This window comes from Litchfieldella anticariensis FP35 = DSM 16096 (genome assembly GCF_000409775.1).
Taxonomy (GTDB): domain Bacteria; phylum Pseudomonadota; class Gammaproteobacteria; order Pseudomonadales; family Halomonadaceae; genus Litchfieldella; species Litchfieldella anticariensis.
This window is the reverse complement of the sequence record NZ_KE332388.1, coordinates 117,761-138,052: the sequence shown is the minus strand read 5'-3', so window position 1 is coordinate 138,052 and position 20,292 is coordinate 117,761. Positions and strand designations below refer to the sequence as shown.

Sequence of the window (20,292 nt, the reverse complement as noted above, 5' to 3'; positions counted from 1 at the left end):
TTTTTTATTACCCTAAAGTTCAACGAGTATGATGTCTAGCTAGAAACATCATACTGACAAGGCTCAGGAGACACTATGCAGCGGGTAACGGTCACCTTGGACGATGACCTGATGGAGGATCTGGACCGCCTGATCGAGTATCGCGGTTATCAGAATCGCTCCGAGGCAATTCGGGACTTGGCGCGGGCGGGGCTAAAGGACATGACGTTGCAAAGTGAGTCGGATCAGCGCTGCGTAGGCGCATTGGTCTACGTCTACGACCATAGCGCCAGGGAGCTATCGAAACGACTGACACGCCACTCCCATGAGCACCACCATCTCACGGTATCGACGCTACATGTACATCTCGACCATGACAGTTGCCTGGAAGTGGCGGTACTCAAGGGGAATGCGAGCGAACTGCAGGACTTCTCAGCTCAAGTTACTACCGAACGCAGCGTGCGATACGGGCAGTTAGTGCTGGTACCAGAGGAACAGGCACCGAACTAAAGACCGCTCCGATGCCCAGCCGGTCACGGCTGGGCATCGGAGTTCAGGGAAGTCCCTCAGTGCTCGACGCCACCTTCGCCGTGCACATGGCCGTGTTCGAGCTCTTCCTGACTGGCTTCGCGAACGCTGGCGATTTCGACATCGAAGTTCAAGGTTTGACCAGCCAACGGATGGTTACCATCCACGGTCACGGTATCGCCCTCGACCTTGGTCACGGTGACCATCAGCGGGCCGCCTTGGGTCTGTGCCTGGAATTGCATGCCCGGCTGTACTTCCTCAACACCCTGGAAGGCATCGCGAGGAACTTCCTGGACCAGTGATGGCTGGGTCTCGCCATAGCCTTCAGCAGGGGCCACGGTGACTTGCAGCTTGTCACCGTTCTCACGACCTTCCAGTTCCTTTTCCAGACCAGGGATAATGTTGCCGGCGCCATGGAGGTACGTCAGCGGCTCACGGCCTTCCGAACTGTCCAGCACCTCACCTGCATCATTGGTCAGGGTGTAGTGGAACGCGACAACGGAATTCTGCGCAATTTGCATTAAGGGACCTTTCGGTGAGTGCATGTCTATACCATGGTAACGTGCCATTACCGAGGCTGTCAGGGGCATCGGGGAATTTTTCAGTTTTGTCCTGCCAATCATGATGTTGATTCAACCCATCGGACGATGGTTGCGTGGGTCTCAGGGCAGGGATAACCTACCAGACAGAATTTTCGTGCCCGGCACTTTCCGTCTGTGGTACTCACCCATTACTTGGAGCCAGCTCCATGATCGTGACCTTGATTTGGCTGATCGCCTTCGCTGTGATCTTGTATATGACCCTCAAGGGGTGGAATGGGCCGTTGGGTTCTTTCTTCGAACGCCATTTACCGGGACCGTTGAAGTCCAAGAGCGACGAACGTTGGATATGGTGTCCTGCCCTTGCCGTATTGGGGGCTACAGCCATCGTACACCCCGTTGATATGCTGCTGACATTGATCGTGCTGGCGGTGATAGGCTGGGTTATCAAGAAAGTGTTTGATCTGTTCCTGAAGAAGGGTAAGCACTCTTGAAGCACTGAATGTCCTGGATAAAGAAGGAAGCCCGCGAGAATTCTCGCGGGCTTCGTCGTGTGAGAGCGTGACGGCCCTGCTCAGTAGGGGGCGACACTCAAGTTGGCGCCGCTGCCGATCAGGCGCACACGCTGGCCGACCTGGAAGGCGCGATCTGCCTTTTGGACCACGATCACGTTGTCGCCTCTGTCACGACGGATTTCCATTTCCCAGGCAGTAGTGCGGTTGGCGCGATCCTCGATCTTGCTACCGGCCACGCTGCCACCGATGGCGCCAGCGGCGGTTGCCAAGGTGCGGCCTGAGCCACCACCGATCTGATTACCCAACAGGCCGCCAATCACCGCGCCGCCCAAGCCACCGACCACGTTGCCTTGGGGGTTGTCGGCCTGAATCTGCACTTGGCGCAGGGCGACGATGGTACCGTAGCTGACAGTCTGACCAGTTTGGGCCTGGCTTCCTCGATAAACATCGCCGGAGTAGGGAGCGGTATTGGCGCAGCCTGCCAGAGTCAGCAGGCCGATGGCCAGAATGGGAAGAAGACGTTTCATGGATCCTCCTGCGCCTAGGGCACTTGATGGGCAAGACAGAAGTTAAGGAACACTGTTTCCAAATAGTTTATCGACTCTTGGTCTTTTGGACCAGCGCTTTGTGCATAGTGTAACGCCGGGAAATGACAAACAATAAGGAAAAGGCGAAACACAAAAAAGGGGCGCCTGTTCGGGCCCCTAAGGATCGACACGCGAGCGTTACCCAAACTGGTTCATGGTATTGTCCTTGCCGCCGGCTTTCAGTGCTGCTTCGCCGTGGAAGAATTCCTTGTGATCGTCGCCGATATTGGAACCGGCCATGTCCTGATGCTTGACGGTGGCGATGCCTTCACGAATCTCACGGCGTTGAACGCCTGCCACATAAGCCAGCATGCCGTCGTCACCGAAGTACCCCTTGGCCAGATTGTCGGTGGACAGGGCTGCCGTGTGGTAGGTCGGCAACGTGATCAGATGATGGAAAATGCCCGCCTCGCGTGATGCGTCGCGCTGGAAGTTGCGCGTCCACTCGTCGGCCAGCTTGCCCAGGTCGGTGTCGTCGTATTCGGCGCTCATCAGATTGGCACGATCGTAAACCGACACGTCCTTGCCTTCCTTCTCCCAGGCATCGAATACCTGCTGGCGGAAGTTCAAGGTCCAGTTGAAGGACGGTGAATTGTTGTAGACCAGCTTGGCGTCCGGCACCACTGCGCGGATACGGTCGACCATCCCCTTGATCTGACCGACGTGGGGTTTTTCGGTCTCGATCCACAGCAGGTCGGCGCCGTTCTGCAAGCTGGTGATACAGTCCAACACCACGCGATCCTCACCAGTGCCTTGCTTGAATTGGTAGAGGCCGGAAGCGAAGCGCTTGACCTTGACCAGTTTGCCGTTCTGCTTGATCACCACGTCGCCATTGTCGATATCAGCGGCAGAAGTGATCTCGTCTCCATCGAGGAAACTGTTGTACTGGTCGCCCAGATCGCCCGGTTCCTTGGTAACCGCGATCTTCTGGGTCAGGCCGGCACCCAAGGAGTCGGTGCGAGCGACGATGACGCCGTCTTCCACACCAAGTTCCAGGAAGGCGTAACGCACGGCATTGATCTTGGCCAGGAAGTCCTCATGGGGCACGGTAACCTTGCCATCCTGGTGGCCACACTGCTTCTCATCGGAGACCTGGTTCTCGATCTGAATGCAGCAGGCACCGGCCTCGATCATCCTCTTGGCCAGCAGATAGGTGGCTTCGGCGTTGCCGAAACCGGCATCGATGTCAGCGATGATCGGCACCACATGGGTCTCGTGGTTGTCGATCTTATCCTGGAGTTCGGACATCTTGGCGCTGTCACCCGCTTCTTTCGCCGCTTCCAGATCGCGAAACAAGTGGTTGAGCTCCCAGGCGTCGGCCTGGCGAAGGAAGGTGTAGAGCTCTTCGATCAGGCCGGGCACGCTGGTCTTCTCGTGCATGGACTGGTCGGGAAGCGGGCCGAATTCGCTACGCAGTGCGGCAATCATCCAGCCTGAAAGGTAGAGGTAACGACGCTTGGTAGCGCCGAAGTGCTTCTTGATCGAGATCAGCTTTTGCTGGCCGATAAAGCCGTGCCAGCAACCCAGGGATTGAGTGTATCGAGAGCTGTCGACGTCATAAGCGGCCATGTCCTCGCGCATGATCTTAGCCGTATAGCGAGCGATATCCAGGCCGGTCTTGAAACGATTCTGAGCCTTCATGCGGGCAACGTATTCGGGATTGATATTGTCCCACTTGCCGCTTTTGGCTTCGCGTAATTGGGCTATCGCTTTGAGATCGTCTTGGTATGCAGACATGGGGCCATCCTTCGTTTGTGAGCGGTAAGGGTCGTCCAGCAGCAGTCAGGGTGCAGCCTCCAAGATTCGTTCCAGCATCTCTCTCGATCTGCCAAGGTCATGGCAGCGTGTTCTCGGGCTATGCTGCACTTGCGAAATGTTTACAGCTTCGACCACATCGACATGGCTGTCTGTGCTGCCTTGGTCGAATGGGACAAGAAATAAAACAAATATTTATTCTCGACTACAGAAGTGTTGTAAAACACTTGTTTTAATCTTGTCTTGATAAGCACTATCGCCCACAACGGCGAGGACTGGCAATTATTACTTTGGGGCAGAAAGGGTTGTAGTTTGACTACAAGAAGGTTGGCCAATGCCCTTTTCCTGTAGTCAATTTTCGCTGGAAGGGAGTGGAGAGGATGAAATCAACTATCTAACGTGAGGCGCATGTTGCGGTGCGGTATTCCGGCGTCGAGAAATTCATCGCCGAAGGCTTCAAAGCCCAGGTTGGTATAGAATGCCAAGGCGTGAGTCTGGGCAGCGAGTTCAACATGGGCGTGTCCTTGCTGGCGCGCGACCTCGATCGCGGCCTGCATCAGTTGCTGTCCAGCTCCGAGCCCACGCGCATCGCGGAGCACGGCGACTCGGCCGATATGGCCGTCCGGCAGCAGCCTGGCGGTGCCGATGGCGCGCTTGTCTTGCCAGGCCAGGAAGTGGATGCAATCGCCGTCGCGTCGATCCCACTCTTCTTCCCGAGGCACGGCCTGCTCTTCGATGAAGACGATACGCCGAATCTCGCTGGCGACAGGACCAAGGGTCGCCCAGTCGCCATGCTCTACGAAGAGGGGGGCAGGGGTATTGCTCACGCATCGTCCTCCGCATCCCATGGATCATCCGGATGGCCGTACTCCTCCTCTTCCTCCGACGGCCAGCTCAAGCTGCCGCGGTCGAGCAAGTGAGCGAGTAGCTCGGCGGAGCCAGGGTAGGTCAGCATGTCGGTATCGATCGGTACTCGAGAGGCCAGAGCACGGGCCAGATCTGCTGGACAGTCAATTCCATCGCCGTCGACGAACAGTGTCGCTTGGCCATCGTTCTGAAGGCGGTAGGCAAAGCGCGAGCCCAGAGTTCGCTCCAGTTCGACGCCAGTCTGTAGTTCGGTGACAAGATCCTCGACTTCAGTGGGGGTCTCGTTAGGCACGAGTTGGTCAACATACTTGGGCTGAGTCATTACACGACCGAACCATTGGGCAAGTTGTGTTGGATCGTCAATCGCGCTGAGGATCAACTGCCGCATGCGCTCGAGCGCGGCGTCGTCGAGTTCGCTGGGATCGGCAGGAGGGGCCATGCCACCATCGGCATAGCGACGGGATGCTGGCAGCCCCTCACCCACGTAATCGGCGAAGGAAGTAATGGCTTCATCGGCAGAAGGTGCACGGAAACCTACCGAGATCGTCATGCAGTCGTCGGACTGGCTGACGCCGTGATGAGCCCAACCCGGAGGCAGGTAGAGCATGTCGCCGGGTTCCAGTTCCCAATCCTGACCGTTTTCTACCTCGAAGCGCTCGAGGATGCGCAGGTCGATGCCGGCCAGAATCGGAGCGTCGTCATCGACCTTGCCGCCCAGTTGCCAATGTCGCCGGCCGCTGGCCTGTAGCAGGAAGACATCGTATTGGTCGACGTGTGGGCCGACGCTACCGCCTGGTGGGGCATAGCTGATCATGATGTCGTCGAGCCGCCAGCGTGGCAGGAAAGTGAAATCCTCGAGCAGTTCGGCGACATCGGGTACGTAGTGATCCACTGCTTGAACCAGCAATGTCCAGTCGCGCTCTGGTAGGCGCACGAAGGTGGCCTCATCGAAAGGCCCATGGCTGACCTGCCAGGAACCGGCCTTGCCGTGTTCCTCGACCAGACGCGCCTCGACCCCTTCCTCGCAAGCCAGCCCCGCCAACTCGTCCGGGGCCAATGGGCTTTCAAAATCGGAGTAGGCGCCACGTATCAGCAGTGGCTTGCGTTGCCAGTAATCGCGCAGGAATTCAGTGGCTGTGAGGCCACCTAGCAATTGCAGCGGGGTATCGGAAGGCATGGGGCCACCTGATGTTAATGCTATAGATAAGCTCGGAGCTGGAAGAGCGGCGCTGCGCGCCTGGAAGCTGGAAGACGCGGCTTCGCCGTTGGAAGTAGGAAGACGGCACTCCGTGCCTTGAAGCTAGAAGATATAAGAAAGAAGACGGCACTTCGTGCCTTGAAGAGGGAAGAAAAAATCCTTGTGCACTAGTACACCAACTCCCTCATACTGCCTTCCTTCTTCCTTCTTCCTTCTTCCTTCTTCCTTCTTCCTTCTTCCTTCTTCCTTCTTCCTTCTTGCGGCTTATAGCTTACAGCTTTCTAGCCTGTTCCTCGGCATTGCCGATATAAGTCGCCGGTGTCAGCGCCTTGAGTTCGGTCTTGACCTGATCCGGCAATTCCAACGTGTCGATGAACGCGGCAAAGCCTGCTTGGTCGATGCGCTTGCCACGAGTCAGTTCCTTGAGCTTCTCGTAGGGCTTTTCGATGCCGTAGCGGCGCATCACCGTCTGAATCGGCTCGGCCAGTACTTCCCAACTGGCGTCGAGATCCTCAGCCAGGCGCTGAGGATTGGCCTCGAGCTTGGAGATGCCCTTTAACGACGCTTGGTAGGCAATCAGGCCATAGGCCAGGCCCACGCCCAGGTTGCGCAGCACCGTGGAGTCGGTGAGGTCGCGTTGCCAACGAGAGATCGGCAGTTTTTGGGCCAGGTGGCCAAGAATGGCGTTGGCCAGCCCCAGGTTGCCTTCGGAGTTCTCGAAGTCGATGGGGTTGACCTTATGCGGCATGGTCGAAGAGCCGATTTCGCCCTCGACAGTCCGCTGTTTGAAGTAGCCCAGCGAGATGTAGCCCCAGACATCACGGTCGAAGTCGATCAGGATGGTATGGAAGCGGCAGAAAGCATCGAACAGCTCCGCGATATAGTCGTGAGGCTCGATCTGGGTAGTGTAGGGGTTGAAGGTCAGTCCGAGGCTTTCGACGAAGGTGCTGGCATTGGCCGCCCAGTCAACCTCCGGATAGGTAGCAAGATGCGCATTGTAGTTGCCCACTGCACCGTTGATCTTGCCGAGGATTTCCACCGACTCGATCTGCTGCAACTGACGGCGCAGGCGGTAGGCGACGTTGGCCATCTCCTTGCCCAGAGTAGTGGGGCTGGCCGTCTGGCCATGGGTGCGTGACAGCATCGGCAGGGCAGCATGTTGATGGGCGAGTGCTTCCACCGCTTCGGTCACTTCGCGCATGACCGGCAGCAGCACCTCTAGTCCGCCCTTGAGCATCAGGCCGTGGGAGAGGTTGTTGATGTCTTCGCTAGTGCACGCGAAGTGCACGAACTCACTGATGGCGTGGAGTTCGGACTGGTCGGCGATCTTTTCCTTGAGGAAGTATTCCACCGCTTTGACATCATGATTGGTGGTGCGCTCGATTTCCTTGATGCGAGCCGCATCGGTTTCAGAGAAATCACGTACCAGAGCGTTGAGAAACGCCGTGGCCTCAGCGGACAAGGGGGGGACTTCCGTGATCTTCGGGTGAGCGGCCAACGCCTCGAGCCAGCGCACCTCGACAGTGACGCGGGCTCGGATCAGGCCGAACTCGCTGAAGTGTTCGCGAAGGGCCGCGGCCTTGGCGCCGTAGCGGCCGTCGACGGGGGACAAGGCGGTCAATGAAGAGAGCTGCATGGTTGAGGTTTCCGTGGATGATCGCATAACGGGAAATGGAATCAGGCGTGGTTCAACTGGTCGAGTGCCTTCTTGAGCGCATTGCGCTGGAAGATCAGTTTCCAGCGTCGCCCACCTTGCTGATGCCACAACAGGGCAAAGCGCACGCCAGCAAGCAGAGCGGCGCGCACTCGTTCGGGCATCATGTGCTGTTGTAGTAGCGATGGTTCACCCTGCACCACGATGCGGTACTTGAAGGTCGAGAGCGTGTCCTGGTAAAGCTCGCCGAGGCTGGCTACCACGTTTTCGTGGGTATCGCCGAAATGTTCTGCCTGTCCCTGGACACGAGTCAGACGCGAGCCGAGCATGTCCAGCATGTCATCGTTCTTGCGCAGCTTCTGCATCAACAGTAGCAGTGAGAAGCCGTAACGCAGGACGGCCGGATTGGCCTGCTTGCGACCGACTACGGCATCGAGCAGCTCGAGCCCCTGACGCAGGTAGTTGGGGTGGCCGCCATAGATCGCCTCGAAGCTTTCCGGATTGGTATCGACAGTGGCGCGAATCAGGGTGGTCCAGGAACGTTCGTCAGCCTGTCCATGGCGAGCGAGGTCATCGACCACGCCGGCAGCTTGAAAAACGCCGGCCAAGGCCAATGCCTGGCGTGATATCGGATCGTCCGGGGCGCGATGGATAGGGATGGTGGTCATGCAGTAAGCTCCGAACGTTTCCAGGTCTCACGAATCACCCCACCGCCGAGACAGAGTTCGCCATCATAGAGAACCAACGACTGGCCGGGAGTGACTGCGCGTTGCGGTGTATCGAACACGACTTCCACACCACCCTCGGAGGTGGTGCGTATCTGGCAAGGAACGTCGGCCTGTCGATAGCGCGTTTTGGCGGTGAGGTGGGCCTCGGTTGCGGGCGCTTCGCCGGCCACCCAGTCCATTGGCTCGGTGATCAGGGCATCGCTGTATAACAGAGAATGATGTTTGCCTTGCACAGCGACCAGTACATTGCGGTCGAGATTCTTGGCCGCAACGTACCAAGGCTCTTCCGGGTAATCGGCCAGGCCGCCAATCCCCAGCCCTTGACGCTGGCCGAGGGTGTAGTACATCAAGCCCATGTGCTCGCCAATGACGTCGCCTTCGGGCGTCTCGATGACGCCCGGCTGAGCCGGCAGATACTGCTGCAGGAAGTCGCGGAAGCGACGCTCACCGATGAAGCAAATACCGGTCGAGTCCTTCTTGCGTGCGGTTGCCAGCCCATGGCGCTCGGCAATGGCACGGACTTCGCCCTTGTCCAGCTCGCCCACCGGGAACAGGGTACGGGCGATAGCGGCCTCGGATACCGCGTGCAGGAAGTAGCTCTGGTCCTTGTTGGTATCCAGTCCCTTGAGCAGTCGCGGTCGGCCATCACGCAAGCCCTGGCGTACGTAGTGGCCGGTGGCGATCTTTTCGGCACCGAGCATTTCGGCATATTCCAGGAACACCTTGAACTTGATTTCCCGGTTACACAGGATGTCGGGATTCGGCGTGCGCCCGGCGCGGTATTCGGCCAGAAAGTGCTCGAAAACGTTATCCCAGTATTCGGCTGCAAAGTTGGCGGTATGTAGCTTGATGCCGAGTTTTTCGCACACGGCTTGGGCATCCGCCAGATCTTCCTTGGCGGTGCAGTATTCAGTGCCATCGTCCTCGTCCCAGTTCTTCATGAACAGGCCTTCGACCTGATAGCCCTGTTCGAGCAGCAACAGTGCGGAGACGGAGGAGTCGACACCGCCGGACATGCCGACGATGACCTTGCCCGTGGATGACATACGCATTCTCGGAGATTGGGGTGACGTCAAATGGGGCGCGATTATACCTTATCTTGGTTTCGAGCCGAAATGAGCGAAAAGCTTGAAGTTGGAAGACGCGGCTTCGCCGCTGGAAGTAGGAAGACGGCACTTCGTGCCTTGAAGCTAGAAGATATAAGAAAGAAGACGGCACTTCGTGCCTTGAAGAGGGAAGAAAACCCCTTGTAGCTAGCGCATTAATACCCTCACACTGCTCTTCCTTCTTCCTTCTTCCTTCTTCCTTCTTCCTTCTTCCTTTTAGCGTTCGTGAATCACGTCCATCGGGAACACCCTTCCCAACCGGGCATCGCGAACACGCCGCAGTACCAATGGGCTGCGTAGGCGCCCAGCGCGATCGAGGTCTTCGATTTCGTCGAAGGTCAGCCAGTGGATGGCAAGGATATTAGGGTCCAACTCGTTGCCGAGATGCGCCAATGCCATGCCGACGAAACTGTGGCTATGAAAGGTTAGTCCGGCTTGCGCTTCATGGACATATAGGCCCAGATAATCGGTAATACCCACGCGCCAGGCACTTTCCTCGCGCACCTCGCGTTCGGCGGCTTCCAGTAGCGTCTCACCCGGTTCCAAGTGACCGGCTGGCTGGTTGAGCAGGGTAAAGGGGCCGCCATGGTCCTCCTCGACCAGCAGGTAGCGTCCGGCACGTTCGACCACAGTGGCCACGGTGACTCTAGGGGTCCAGCGTTTCATCGGCGCCTCCGGCCTGCTGAAGATGAATGGCGACCTTGGCGAGTGCTAGCGGCAATCGGCGCATGCAAGATCTCGCGGCGCCATTGACCAGGCGCCAGGCCATCCAGACGCCAGGGGCCGATGGCCACCCGGATCAAGCGTAATGTCGGATAACCGACATGGGCGGTCATGCGTCGTACCTGGCGATTGCGGCCCTCGCTGATGGTAAGTTCCAGCCAAGTGGTAGGCAGGTGCTCGCGATGACGTACCGGCGGCTGGCGTTCAGCCACTTGGGGAGAGGCGAGCCGCCGTACCTGGGCTGGGCGGGTTGGGCCATCGTTTAGCGTCACTCCCCGGCGCAGGGAATTCAAGGCCTTATTGTCGGGTTCGCCCTCCACCTGCACCCAGTAGGTTTTTGGCTGTTTATGGCGAGGATGGGCGATACGGTGAATCAAATCGCCGTCGTCGCTGAGCAGCAGCAGACCTTCCGAGTCGTAATCGAGACGACCGGCTGGATAGATGCCGGGCACCTCGATGACACCGGCCAGGGTGGCACGGCCATCGCGATCAGTAAACTGCGACAGCATGCGAAAGGGTTTGTGCAAGAGATACAGCGCGCTCATCGGGCTTGGGCTATTACCATTGATTGTCGACAAATCCAGCTTCAAGCCTACTCTGATCGGTGGCCTCGATGCTATACTCCGCGCTCCACTGAACACACCACAGGGGAGTTCTCAATGGGGTTCCAGAAAATTGTCGTCCCTGAAGGCGGCGAAAAGATTACCATCAACGCCGACAACACCCTGAACGTGCCGAACGAGCCGGTCATCCCGTTCATCGAGGGTGACGGTATCGGTATCGACGTTACGCCGGCCATGAAGATCGTGATCGATGCGGCCGTGCAGAAAGCTTACAACGGCGAGCGCAAGATCCACTGGATGGAAGTCTATGCCGGCGAGAAGGCCACCCAGGTCTACGACGCCGACACTTGGCTGCCCGACGAGACCCTGGAAGCCGTCAAGGATTACGTGGTGTCCATCAAGGGGCCGCTGACCACACCGGTGGGTGGTGGCATCCGCTCCTTGAACGTGGCTCTACGCCAGAAGCTCGACCTCTATGTTTGTCTGCGCCCGGTACGCTGGTTCGAAGGCGTGCCCAGCCCGGTCAAGAACCCCGCCGATGTCGACATGGTGATCTTCCGTGAGAATTCCGAGGACATCTATGCCGGTGTCGAGTGGAAGGCTGGTACTCCGGAAGCCGACAAGGTCATCAAGTTCCTGCGTGAAGAAATGGGTGTGACCAACATCCGCTTCCCCGAGATGTGTGGCATTGGCGTCAAGCCGGTCTCCGAGGAAGGCACCAAGCGTCTGGTGCGCCAGGCCCTGCAGTACACCGTGGACAACGATCGTGAGTCGCTGACTCTGGTGCACAAGGGTAACATCATGAAGTTCACCGAGGGTGCCTTCAAGGACTGGGGGTATCAGGTGGCGCGTGACGAGTTCGGCGCCGAGCCTCTCGACGGCGGCCCTTGGATGACCTTCAAGAACCCAAACACTGGCAAGCAGATCGTGGTCAAGGATGTCATCGCCGACGCCATGCTGCAGCAGATTTTGCTGCGTCCGGCCGAATACGACGTGATCGCTACCCTGAACCTCAACGGTGACTACCTCTCCGACGCTCTGGCGGCTGAAGTCGGCGGTATCGGTATTGCACCCGGGGCTAACCTGGCCGACGCTGTAGCCATGTTCGAGGCAACCCATGGCACTGCGCCCAAGTATGCTGGCCAGGACAAGGTCAACCCCGGCTCACTGATTCTCTCCGCCGAGATGATGTTGCGTCACATGGGGTGGATCGAGGCTGCCGACTTGGTGCTTCGGGGCATGGAGAAGGCGATTGCCAAGGGTGAGGTCACTTACGACTTCCACCGCGTGATGGAAAAGGCCGTGCTGCTGAAGTGCTCCGAATTCGGACAGGCCGTCGCTGACAACATGTAATCCACGTGTGGCGGTGGCAAGGCCCTTGCCCGCTTGGCGGGCGAGGGCCTTTTTGCGTCCAGGGGGCTTGCAGAGTCGCGATGGTGGACGCATCTTTGTTAATGAACCCCCGGGAGGTATCAGGCGTCCAACCAGAGTTGATGCCGAGGGTGCCAACTGGCTTGTGAAGATGGATAGCGCCTCTTATGTTCAAGATAGACGAGCCTGATTTGAGATGGGTGATGGCGGGGATGACGCGACCCACGGCGCCGCAAGAGGAGGACGACGGCCAAGTGGCCGTGGATCCCGCCGAGCCGGAATTGGCCGAACCACCCCTATATAAGGTGATACTGCATAACGATGACTTCACACCCATGGAATTTGTGGTCGAAGTGTTGCAAACCTTCTTCAACATGGACAGTGAGAAGGCCGTACAGGTGATGCTGGCGGTGCATACTCAAGGCAAGGCGACCTGTGGAATCTTTACTCGCGACATTGCGGAAACCAAAAGCCATCAGGTCAATCAATATGCCAGAGAGTGCCAGCATCCACTGCTATGCGATATCGACAAGGCCGACTGACGCCTGGCATGGTGAATGTCAGGGCGACTGGCCGGCGCAAGAGCGGCTTGCCAAACCCGCAATTGTGCCCGATGGTGAGAATGCCGGTTTTTGAAAGTGCCGACCGATGCCCTAGGCGGCTAGAAGGGGACTGCCATGCTGAGCAAAGAACTTGAACTGACCCTGAACACGGCCTTTACCGTGGCGCGTTCCAAGCGTCACGAGTTCATGACCGTGGAGCACCTGCTGTTGGCTCTGCTGGACAATGCCTCTGCGGCGGACGTATTGCGTGCCTGTGGGGCCAACCTCGACAAGCTGCGCACAGATCTGCAGGATTTCATCAACTCCACCACGCCGCTGATTCCAGAGGATCAAAGCGATCGTGAGACTCAGCCGACGCTGGGCTTCCAGCGGGTGCTGCAACGTGCGGTCTTTCATGTCCAATCTTCCGGCAAGAGTGAAGTGACCGGAGCCAATGTGCTGGTGGCCATCTTCTCTGAACAGGAAAGCCAGGCGGTCTATTTCCTCAAGCAGCAGAATGTGGCCCGCGTGGATGCGGTCAACTACATCGCGCATGGCATCTCCAAGGTGTCAGGGCATGGGCAGAATCCGTCGTCACCTTCTCCGGACGCCGAAGACGCTGAAGATGGTGTAAGTGAAGGCAGTGCCCATCCACTGACGGGATATGCCACCAACCTCAACGAGCAGGCTCGACTGGGCAAGATCGATCCATTGATCGGTCGTGATCACGAGCTCGAGAGAGTGGTACAGATTCTCGCTAGGCGGCGCAAGAACAACCCGCTGCTGGTGGGCGAAGCCGGCGTCGGCAAGACGGCCATTGCCGAGGGGCTGGCCAAGCGTATCGTCGAAGAAGATGTTCCTGAGGTGATCGGCGATGCGGTGGTCTACTCGCTGGACATGGGAGCCTTACTCGCGGGTACCAAATACCGTGGTGACTTCGAGAAGCGCCTCAAGAGTCTGTTGGCAGAACTCAAGAAACAGCCCAACTCGATTTTGTTCATCGATGAGATCCATACTGTTATCGGTGCCGGGGCAGCATCAGGTGGCGTGATGGACGCTTCCAACCTGCTCAAGCCGTTGCTCTCATCCGGAGAACTGCGTTGCATCGGTTCGACCACTTTCCATGAGTTCCGTGGCATCTTCGAAAAGGATCGTGCGCTGGCTCGGCGTTTCCAGAAAGTCGATGTCATGGCGCCATCGGTGGAAGATACCATCCGTATCCTCAAGGGACTGCGCGGCCGTTTCGAGGAGCATCACCGACTCAAGTACACCGACGGAGCGCTGGAGAGCGCGGTACGGCTGGCCGATCGCTATATCAACGATCGCCATCTGCCTGACAAGGCCATTGACGTCATCGATGAAGCTGGGGCTCATCAGCGGTTGCTGCCGCCGGAAGTCCGAGTCGATACCATTGGCGTTGAACAGGTCGAGGCGGTGGTGGCGTCCATTGCGCGAATACCGCCGAAGAGCGTCAGCAGCTCCGACCGCAAACTGCTCGAGAATCTCGAGCGCGATCTCAAGATGCTGGTGTTTGGTCAGGACGAGGCCATCTCCAGTCTGTCAGCGGCAATCAAGCTGTCGCGGGCTGGCCTCAAGTCACCGGACAAGCCGGTGGGCAGCTTCCTGTTCTCTGGCCCCACCGGGGTCGGCAAGACAGAGGTGGCTCGCCAGTTGGCAGCGCTGATGGGTATCGAACTGGTACGCTTCGACATGTCCGAGTATATGGAGCGTCACACCGTGTCGCGGTTGATCGGTGCGCCTCCCGGCTATGTCGGCTATGACCAGGGCGGTCTGTTGACTGAGGCGATCACCAAGCAGCCGCACTGCGTGCTGCTGCTCGACGAGATCGAGAAGGCACACCCGGAAGTCTTCAACCTACTGTTGCAGGTAATGGACCACGGACGGCTCACCGACAACAACGGTCGTGAAGCGGACTTCCGTCACGTGATCCTGATCATGACTTCCAATGCCGGCGCTGAGCAAATCGCACGGCGTTCCATTGGCTTCCAGACCCAGGATCACTCCACCGACGCTATGGAAACGATTCGCAGGACCTTCTCACCGGAGTTTCGCAACCGCCTGGATGGCATCATCCAGTTCCATGGCCTGGCGCCATCGGTGGTGCGCAACGTAGTCGACAAGTTCCTGGTCGAATTGCAGGCCCAACTCGACGAGAAGCGCGTGCAGCTCGACGTCGACGAGCAAGCGCGAGGCTGGTTGGCGGAACAGGGTTACGACCCCGAGATGGGGGCGCGTCCCATGACTCGCCTGATCCAGGACAAGCTCAAGAAGCCACTGGCGGAACTGATCCTGTTCGGCGAGTTGGCCGAGCATGGCGGTGTCGTGCATGTCACCGTGGAAGGTGGCGAGCTACACTTGGCCACCGAGGCCGAGGTGGCCTGACTGACCTTGCCTGCGTGAGCAGCTCCATGGCATGGCGCCCTGTCGACAATGACGGGGCGTCTTTTTTATTGTGCTCTGGTGTCGCGCCGTTCGGGCGTGAGGGATCGGAAGGGCTCAGCGTGAGCGATAGACGATGCGACCCTTCGACAGATCATAGGGAGTCAGCTCGACCTTGACCTTGTCGCCGGTGAGAATGCGGATGTAGTTCTTGCGCATCTTGCCCGAAATATGGGCGGTAACCACGTGGCCGTTTTCCAGCTCGACGCGGAACATGGTGTTGGGAAGGGTGTCGACGACGACGCCTTCCATTTCGATGTGATCTTCACGTGCCATATAGGCGATTCCTCGTTACTCGATGATGTCGCTCGTTAACGTCATGATAGGACGTTAATCAAGATAGCGCGGTATTGTGCCGCATGCCGGCCGTCAAGGCAAAAACCTTGATCATAGTGGCACCAGGCGACGCCAATGGCGACCATCTAGATATTCCAGAGGCTGGAAATCTCGCTTGTAATTCATCTTGCGACATTCGCGAATCCAGTAACCGAGATAGACATGGGGCAATCCCCGCTGCTCGGCGAGGTCAATCATCTTGAGTACCGCATAGGTGCCCAGCGAGCGTCGATTGAAGTGGGGAGAGGGATCGAAGAAGGTATAAATGGCTGATAGACCATGCCCCAGTATGTCGACGGAGGCTACGGCCAGCAACTGGCCGTCGAGACGAAACTCGAACAGCCGGGCATAAGGATGATCGAGGGTCAGGAACGTCCGATATTGCTCGTGGCTAGGGGGATACATGTCGCCATCGGCATGACGGGTACGGATATACCGTGCGTAGAGCTCATAATGCTCAATGTAGAAGCTTGCCGGGCGTTCGCGGACCGTCAGGTCAGTGTTTCGCTTGATGGTCCGCTGTTGGCTGCGGCTAGGCTGAAACTCGGTGACAGGAATGCGTACTGAGACACAGGCACTGCAGCCCTCGCAATGTGGGCGATACAGGTGCCGTCCACTACGGCGAAAACCGAGTAGCGACAAGGCATCGTAGACGCCCTGGCCGGGAGACTCCTGGGGGTCGAGGAACAGCGTGGTGGCCTCACGCCCTTCCAGGTAGCTGCAGGCATGGGGAACCGTCAGGAAGAACCGCAGATCCCGCACCGGCTGTTGCGGAGCTCTACTGCTCACGATTGCCGTCTCCTTGAATGGTGGCGTGTATCGCATCCGGTGGTCCGGCCGGGCGTTCGCTCGACCTCTGAACAAAGGTTCGAGGGCCCTGCTGGACATACCTGTCAAGATAGTCGATGAAGTCGCGGCGAGCGATATCTCGCGCGCCCATCCAGGCCAAGTGCTGAGTGTGCATCTGACAGTCGATCAGCCCGCCACCGCGTGCCTGGAGATGCCGGGCCAGGTGCACCAGAGCGACCTTCGACGCGTCGCTTACGCGCGAAAACATTGATTCGCCGAAGAACATATTGCCCAGAGCGACACCGTAAAGGCCTCCAACAAGTGTCTTGTTGTGCCAGACTTCCACCGAATGGGCATATCCCAAGTCATGCAGCCTCAGATAGGCTAGCTGCATCTCGTGAGTGATCCAGGTACCTTCCATATAGGCACGGCTGGTAGCGCAGGCGTCGATGACGGCGGGGAAATCCTGGTCGATACTGACCCGAAAGCCGGCGTTACGTAGGCGTTTGGCCAAGCTGCGGCGAATGCGTATCTCTTCGGGAAACAGCACCATGCGGGGGTTGGGGCTCCACCACAGGATGGGTTGGCCATCGCTGAACCAAGGGAAGACCCCCTGTCGGTAAGCCCCCAGCAACCAGTCGGGCGTCAAGGCCCCGCCTGCCGCGAGCAGACCATCGGGTTCATCCAGCGCCTGTTCGACGTCGGGGAACTGTACGCGTTCTGGAGAAAGCCAAGGTAGCATCGCGTCGTCGCCATCATGGTAACAAGGTAAGTGTGACCGGGTTTGATCGGTGTCTCAAGCATATCAGGCCCCCCTGTGCCCCGGGCCAAAGCCTCGGTATGATGGCGCCAGATGGACCACGGAAGACGCCGTTGTGGCGCAAGGGGGATGGCCACTTGAGTGTCAAGAAAAAGACCACAGGACGCCGCGTGTCGGCGGCTCAAGCCAAGGAACAGGCCAAGCGCTTTGGTTTGCGCCTGCAAGGAGCTTCGCGTGAAGGCGTGGTGATCCTGCTGTTGGCAGGCTGTGTGTTCCTGTTGCTGGCGATGTTCAGTTACCAGCCGGGGGATCCTGGTTGGTCGCATAGTGGCCCGGAAACCCGGGTCGATAACTGGATGGGACCCATCGGGGCCTGGCTGGCCGATGTGCTCTATTCACTGTTTGGCGCCAGTGCGTTGTGGTGGCCCGGCATGCTGGGCTTCGCCGCATGGCGTTTGGTGCGTTCGCGCCAGGTACACTTCGAATGGGATGCTACGGCATTGGCAGTGCGTTCTGGCGGACTGCTGCTGCTGTTACTGGGGACCACCACCGTGAGTGCCCTGCATTTCTACAATCCAGCCAGCATATTGCCGTACAAGTCGGGAGGGATCCTCGGTGAGGGCTTGGTGGCCAGCTTGCAGCCACTCGTCGGCGCTCATGGCACGACCTTGTTGGCGCTGGTAGCACTGCTATGCGGCTTTCCACTGTTCTCAGGGCTGTCCTGGCTGTCGGTAATGGATGAAGTTGGCCATAGGAGCAATCGCTTGCTGTCGTGGGTGTGGGGACAGTTGGGTGGCTGGCGTGAATCGCGCGAGGATCATGAAGAAGCGACTCCCTTACCGTCCTACGGGACGGACGAGGCTACTGACGACGAAAGTGATAAGCCTCGCTGGTGGCAGCGGTTGATGCCCTGGCGGCGTCGTGAGGCAGCATCTCTCGATCTGGCCGAAGACATCGTAGGCAGCAGCGAGAGACGTTACGAGCCGCGGCTCGAGGCCGATGGCGGAACCGACATTCCTTGGGACGTTCCAGCACGAACGCCATCGGCCAAGGCGCATCCCGAAGCCGCTTATGACCGCCAGCAAAAGGTCGAGCGCTTGGAGCGACAGGTTCGCCAGCCTGCCAGCACTGCCCCAGCGCCCCAGCCCGGTTCCCGTCGGGTACCGGAAACCATCCCCGACCCCGTTCTGCCAGACGATGACGAACCGGCCTTGGCAGGCATATCGCTGCGTGCCGACCGCGATGATGGGGTTACATCTAGTGCCAAGGCGTCTGCCGAACGCATACCTGAAGGCGAAGCAGCGCCCGCTGACGACTCGGAGACAGTACAAGAGGAGCCTGCCCCAGTTGCTTGGGCATCGTCTGGTTCCTCACCACATTCGCCGGCGCGTAGCGGTAAGCGTGAGCCCAGTCTGGTGAGCTGGAACGACGCCGATTGGGAGGACGAGGCCGATGACGAACCGCGCGTGACCTGGTCTCAGGCTGGTGGTGACCCTACGGCATCTTCTGCGGAAGCCAGTGACGAAGTGACGGTATCGCAACCTCTGGAGAGAGTGGATGAGGATGGTCCACGCCGTGCGACGGCCGAACAAGGGCGTGCAGCTGCCGACGAGCCCGAAGGCCCGACCCTGTGGACGGTGGAGCACCTGCAGAGCCAGCGGCCTTTGTTCGATGATCTTCCGGATCCGGATGGTGAGTTGCCGTCATTGCGCCTTCTGACGCCTGCAGAAACGCATCAGCCCAACTACACGCCCGAACAGCTGTCTAGCATGGCCGAACTGCTGGAGACTCGTTTGCGCGAATACGGGGTCAAGGCCGAGGTGGTCGAAACTTGGCCGGGGCCGGTGATCACCCGTTTCGAGATCAAACCGGCGGCCGGCGTGAAGGTCTCCAAGATCAGCAATCTGGCCAAGGACCTGGCACGCTCGCTGATGGTCAAGAGCGTGCGCGTGGTGGAGATCATTCCCGGCAAACCGACCGTGGGCATTGAGATCCCCAACCCGCAACGGGCAATGATTCGGCTGCGCGAAGTGATCGATTCCGATCGCTACCAGCAGGCCGACTCGGCGCTGACCCTGGCCTTGGGGCAGGATATCGGTGGAGCCCCAGTAGTCGCCAACCTGGGCAAAATGCCCCATCTGCTGGTGGCAGGAACTACCGGTTCGGGCAAGTCGGTCGGGGTCAATGCCATGCTGATCTCGATGTTGCTCAAGGCGACGCCCGATGAAGTGCGCATGATCATGGTCGACCCCAAGATGCTGGAGCTGTCGGTTTACGATGGCATTCCTCACCTGCTGGCGCCAGTGGTCACTGACATGAAGGAGGCCGCCAATGGTCTGCGTTGGTGCGTGGCCGAGATGGAGCGGCGCTACAAACTGATGGCGGCCATGGGGGTGCGCAACATCGCCGGCTTCAATGGCAAGCTGGATGAGGCCGAGCGGGCCGGTGCCCAGGTGGCGGATCCGCTATGGGAGCCGCAACCCTGGGAGATGCACGAGCCGCCGCCAGTGCTGGAGAAACTGCCCTATATCGTGGTGGTGATCGATGAGTTCGCCGACATGTTCATGATCGTCGGCAAGAAGGTCGAGGAACTTATCGCCCGTCTGGCGCAAAAGGCGCGTGCTGCTGGTATCCACCTGATTCTGGCTACCCAGCGTCCCTCTGTCGACGTGGTAACCGGTCTGATCAAGGCCAACATTCCCACGCGCATGGCCTTCCAGGTCTCATCCAGGGTCGACTCGCGCACTATCCTCGATCAGGGCGGCGCCGAGAACCTGCTAGGACATGGTGACATGCTCTACCTGCCCGCCGGGGCAGGGCTGCCGATGCGCGTCCATGGCGCCTTCGTCGACGACGACGAAGTGCATCGCGTGGTCGAAGATTGGAAGCGTCGTGGTGAACCGGAATACATCGACGAGATCCTCTCTGGCGGCGTCTCTGCCGAGGCCTTGACCGGCCTTGAAGCCGAAGGCGGGGGCGAGGGTGATGATGCCGAGCAGGACGCACTCTACGACGAGGCAGTGATGTTCGTTACCGAGTCACGCCGGGCCTCGATCTCGGCCGTGCAGCGCCGCTTCAAGATCGGCTACAACCGTGCTGCGCGATTGGTTGAGTCCATGGAAAGCGCTGGTGTGGTGTCGTCGATGGGGTCCAATGGTAGTCGCGAGGTGTTGGCACCACCACCGGTCGGTGACTGAGCTGGCACCCTGGCCCGGTAATATGCAGCAAACGAGGAAGCTGGGGGTTGGGGTGCAACCTGCGACCCTGAGCGTGGGTCGATGCCATGGAGATC

19 protein-coding genes are annotated in these 20,292 nt (G+C 58.9%); 6 read left to right on the top strand and 13 right to left on the bottom strand.

What is annotated here, in order from left to right:
• Positions 1-75 precede the first annotated feature (75 nt).
• Positions 76-489: a nickel-responsive transcriptional regulator NikR gene (gene nikR, locus L861_RS07630; RefSeq protein WP_016416474.1), complete on the top strand. Its 414-nt coding sequence runs from the start codon at positions 76-78 to the stop codon at positions 487-489.
• A 56-nt stretch (positions 490-545) separates the two neighbouring features.
• On the opposite strand, the gene L861_RS07625 is transcribed toward nikR, so the two are convergent.
• The gene (locus L861_RS07625; protein WP_016416473.1) at positions 546-1,028 is read right to left on the bottom strand and encodes an FKBP-type peptidyl-prolyl cis-trans isomerase; all 483 of its coding nucleotides are present in this window, start codon (positions 1,026-1,028) and stop codon (positions 546-548) included.
• Positions 1,029-1,255: 227 nt separating this feature from the next.
• On the opposite strand from L861_RS07625, the gene L861_RS07620 reads away from it, so the two are divergent.
• Positions 1,256-1,540, top strand: a complete 285-nt coding sequence (locus L861_RS07620; protein WP_016416472.1) for a hypothetical protein — start codon at positions 1,256-1,258, stop codon at positions 1,538-1,540.
• A gap of 80 nt (positions 1,541-1,620) precedes the next feature.
• Here the strand turns inward: L861_RS07620 and L861_RS07615 are convergent, their stop codons facing one another.
• From L861_RS07615 to L861_RS07575, 9 genes are all read right to left on the bottom strand, one after another.
• Positions 1,621-2,088, bottom strand: a complete 468-nt coding sequence (locus L861_RS07615) for an outer membrane lipoprotein (protein WP_016416471.1) — start codon at positions 2,086-2,088, stop codon at positions 1,621-1,623.
• A 198-nt stretch (positions 2,089-2,286) separates the two neighbouring features.
• Positions 2,287-3,885 carry an isocitrate lyase gene (locus L861_RS07610; RefSeq protein ID WP_016416470.1) on the bottom strand — a complete coding sequence of 533 codons (1,599 nt, stop codon included), beginning with the start codon at positions 3,883-3,885 and terminating at the stop codon, positions 2,287-2,289.
• Positions 3,886-4,289: 404 nt separating this feature from the next.
• Positions 4,290-4,730, bottom strand: coding sequence for a GNAT family N-acetyltransferase (locus L861_RS07605; RefSeq protein WP_016416469.1), 441 nt, complete (start codon positions 4,728-4,730; stop codon positions 4,290-4,292).
• On the bottom strand, positions 4,727-5,947 hold the full coding sequence (locus tag L861_RS07600; RefSeq protein ID WP_016416468.1) for a cupin domain-containing protein: 1,221 nt from the start codon (positions 5,945-5,947) through the stop codon (positions 4,727-4,729). The genes L861_RS07605 and L861_RS07600 overlap by 4 nt, the downstream gene beginning before the upstream one ends.
• Positions 5,948-6,239: 292 nt before the next feature.
• The gene (gene purB / locus L861_RS07595; protein WP_016416467.1) at positions 6,240-7,604 is read right to left on the bottom strand and encodes an adenylosuccinate lyase; all 1,365 of its coding nucleotides are present in this window, start codon (positions 7,602-7,604) and stop codon (positions 6,240-6,242) included.
• 41 nt (positions 7,605-7,645) lie between these two features.
• Positions 7,646-8,290 (bottom strand): high frequency lysogenization protein HflD, encoded by a 645-nt coding sequence (gene hflD / locus L861_RS07590; RefSeq protein WP_016416466.1) that lies wholly within the window; start codon positions 8,288-8,290, stop codon positions 7,646-7,648.
• A complete protein-coding gene (mnmA, locus tag L861_RS07585; RefSeq protein ID WP_016416465.1) occupies positions 8,287-9,396 on the bottom strand; it encodes a tRNA 2-thiouridine(34) synthase MnmA in 1,110 nt (369 codons plus the stop codon). Before mnmA ends, hflD begins: the two co-directional genes overlap by 4 nt.
• A gap of 276 nt (positions 9,397-9,672) precedes the next feature.
• On the bottom strand, positions 9,673-10,122 hold the full coding sequence (locus tag L861_RS07580; protein WP_016416464.1) for an NUDIX domain-containing protein: 450 nt from the start codon (positions 10,120-10,122) through the stop codon (positions 9,673-9,675).
• A complete protein-coding gene (locus tag L861_RS07575; protein WP_016416463.1) occupies positions 10,119-10,724 on the bottom strand; it encodes a pseudouridine synthase in 606 nt (201 codons plus the stop codon). The genes L861_RS07580 and L861_RS07575 overlap by 4 nt, the downstream gene beginning before the upstream one ends.
• Before the next feature lie 114 nt (positions 10,725-10,838).
• On the opposite strand from L861_RS07575, the gene icd reads away from it, so the two are divergent.
• From icd to clpA, 3 genes are all read left to right on the top strand, one after another.
• Positions 10,839-12,095, top strand: a complete 1,257-nt coding sequence (icd, locus tag L861_RS07570; protein WP_016416462.1) for an NADP-dependent isocitrate dehydrogenase — start codon at positions 10,839-10,841, stop codon at positions 12,093-12,095.
• Positions 12,096-12,316: 221 nt separating this feature from the next.
• The gene (clpS, locus tag L861_RS07565; RefSeq protein ID WP_144063025.1) at positions 12,317-12,655 is read left to right on the top strand and encodes an ATP-dependent Clp protease adapter ClpS; all 339 of its coding nucleotides are present in this window, start codon (positions 12,317-12,319) and stop codon (positions 12,653-12,655) included.
• 135 nt (positions 12,656-12,790) lie between these two features.
• Positions 12,791-15,058 (top strand): ATP-dependent Clp protease ATP-binding subunit ClpA, encoded by a 2,268-nt coding sequence (gene clpA, locus L861_RS07560; protein ID WP_016416460.1) that lies wholly within the window; start codon positions 12,791-12,793, stop codon positions 15,056-15,058.
• 114 nt (positions 15,059-15,172) lie between these two features.
• On the opposite strand, the gene infA is transcribed toward clpA, so the two are convergent.
• From infA to aat, 3 genes are all read right to left on the bottom strand, one after another.
• Positions 15,173-15,391 (bottom strand): translation initiation factor IF-1, encoded by a 219-nt coding sequence (infA, locus tag L861_RS07555; RefSeq protein WP_013332816.1) that lies wholly within the window; start codon positions 15,389-15,391, stop codon positions 15,173-15,175.
• A 111-nt stretch (positions 15,392-15,502) separates the two neighbouring features.
• On the bottom strand, positions 15,503-16,240 hold the full coding sequence (locus tag L861_RS07550) for an arginyltransferase (protein ID WP_016416459.1): 738 nt from the start codon (positions 16,238-16,240) through the stop codon (positions 15,503-15,505).
• Positions 16,230-16,982, bottom strand: coding sequence for a leucyl/phenylalanyl-tRNA--protein transferase (aat, locus tag L861_RS07545; protein WP_016416458.1), 753 nt, complete (start codon positions 16,980-16,982; stop codon positions 16,230-16,232). The genes L861_RS07550 and aat overlap by 11 nt, the downstream gene beginning before the upstream one ends.
• Positions 16,983-17,137: 155 nt before the next feature.
• Between aat and L861_RS07540 the strand changes: the two genes are divergently transcribed.
• Complete coding sequence (locus L861_RS07540) at positions 17,138-20,197, top strand: DNA translocase FtsK (RefSeq protein ID WP_051149317.1); 3,060 nt, start codon at positions 17,138-17,140, stop codon at positions 20,195-20,197.
• Positions 20,198-20,292 lie beyond the last annotated feature (95 nt).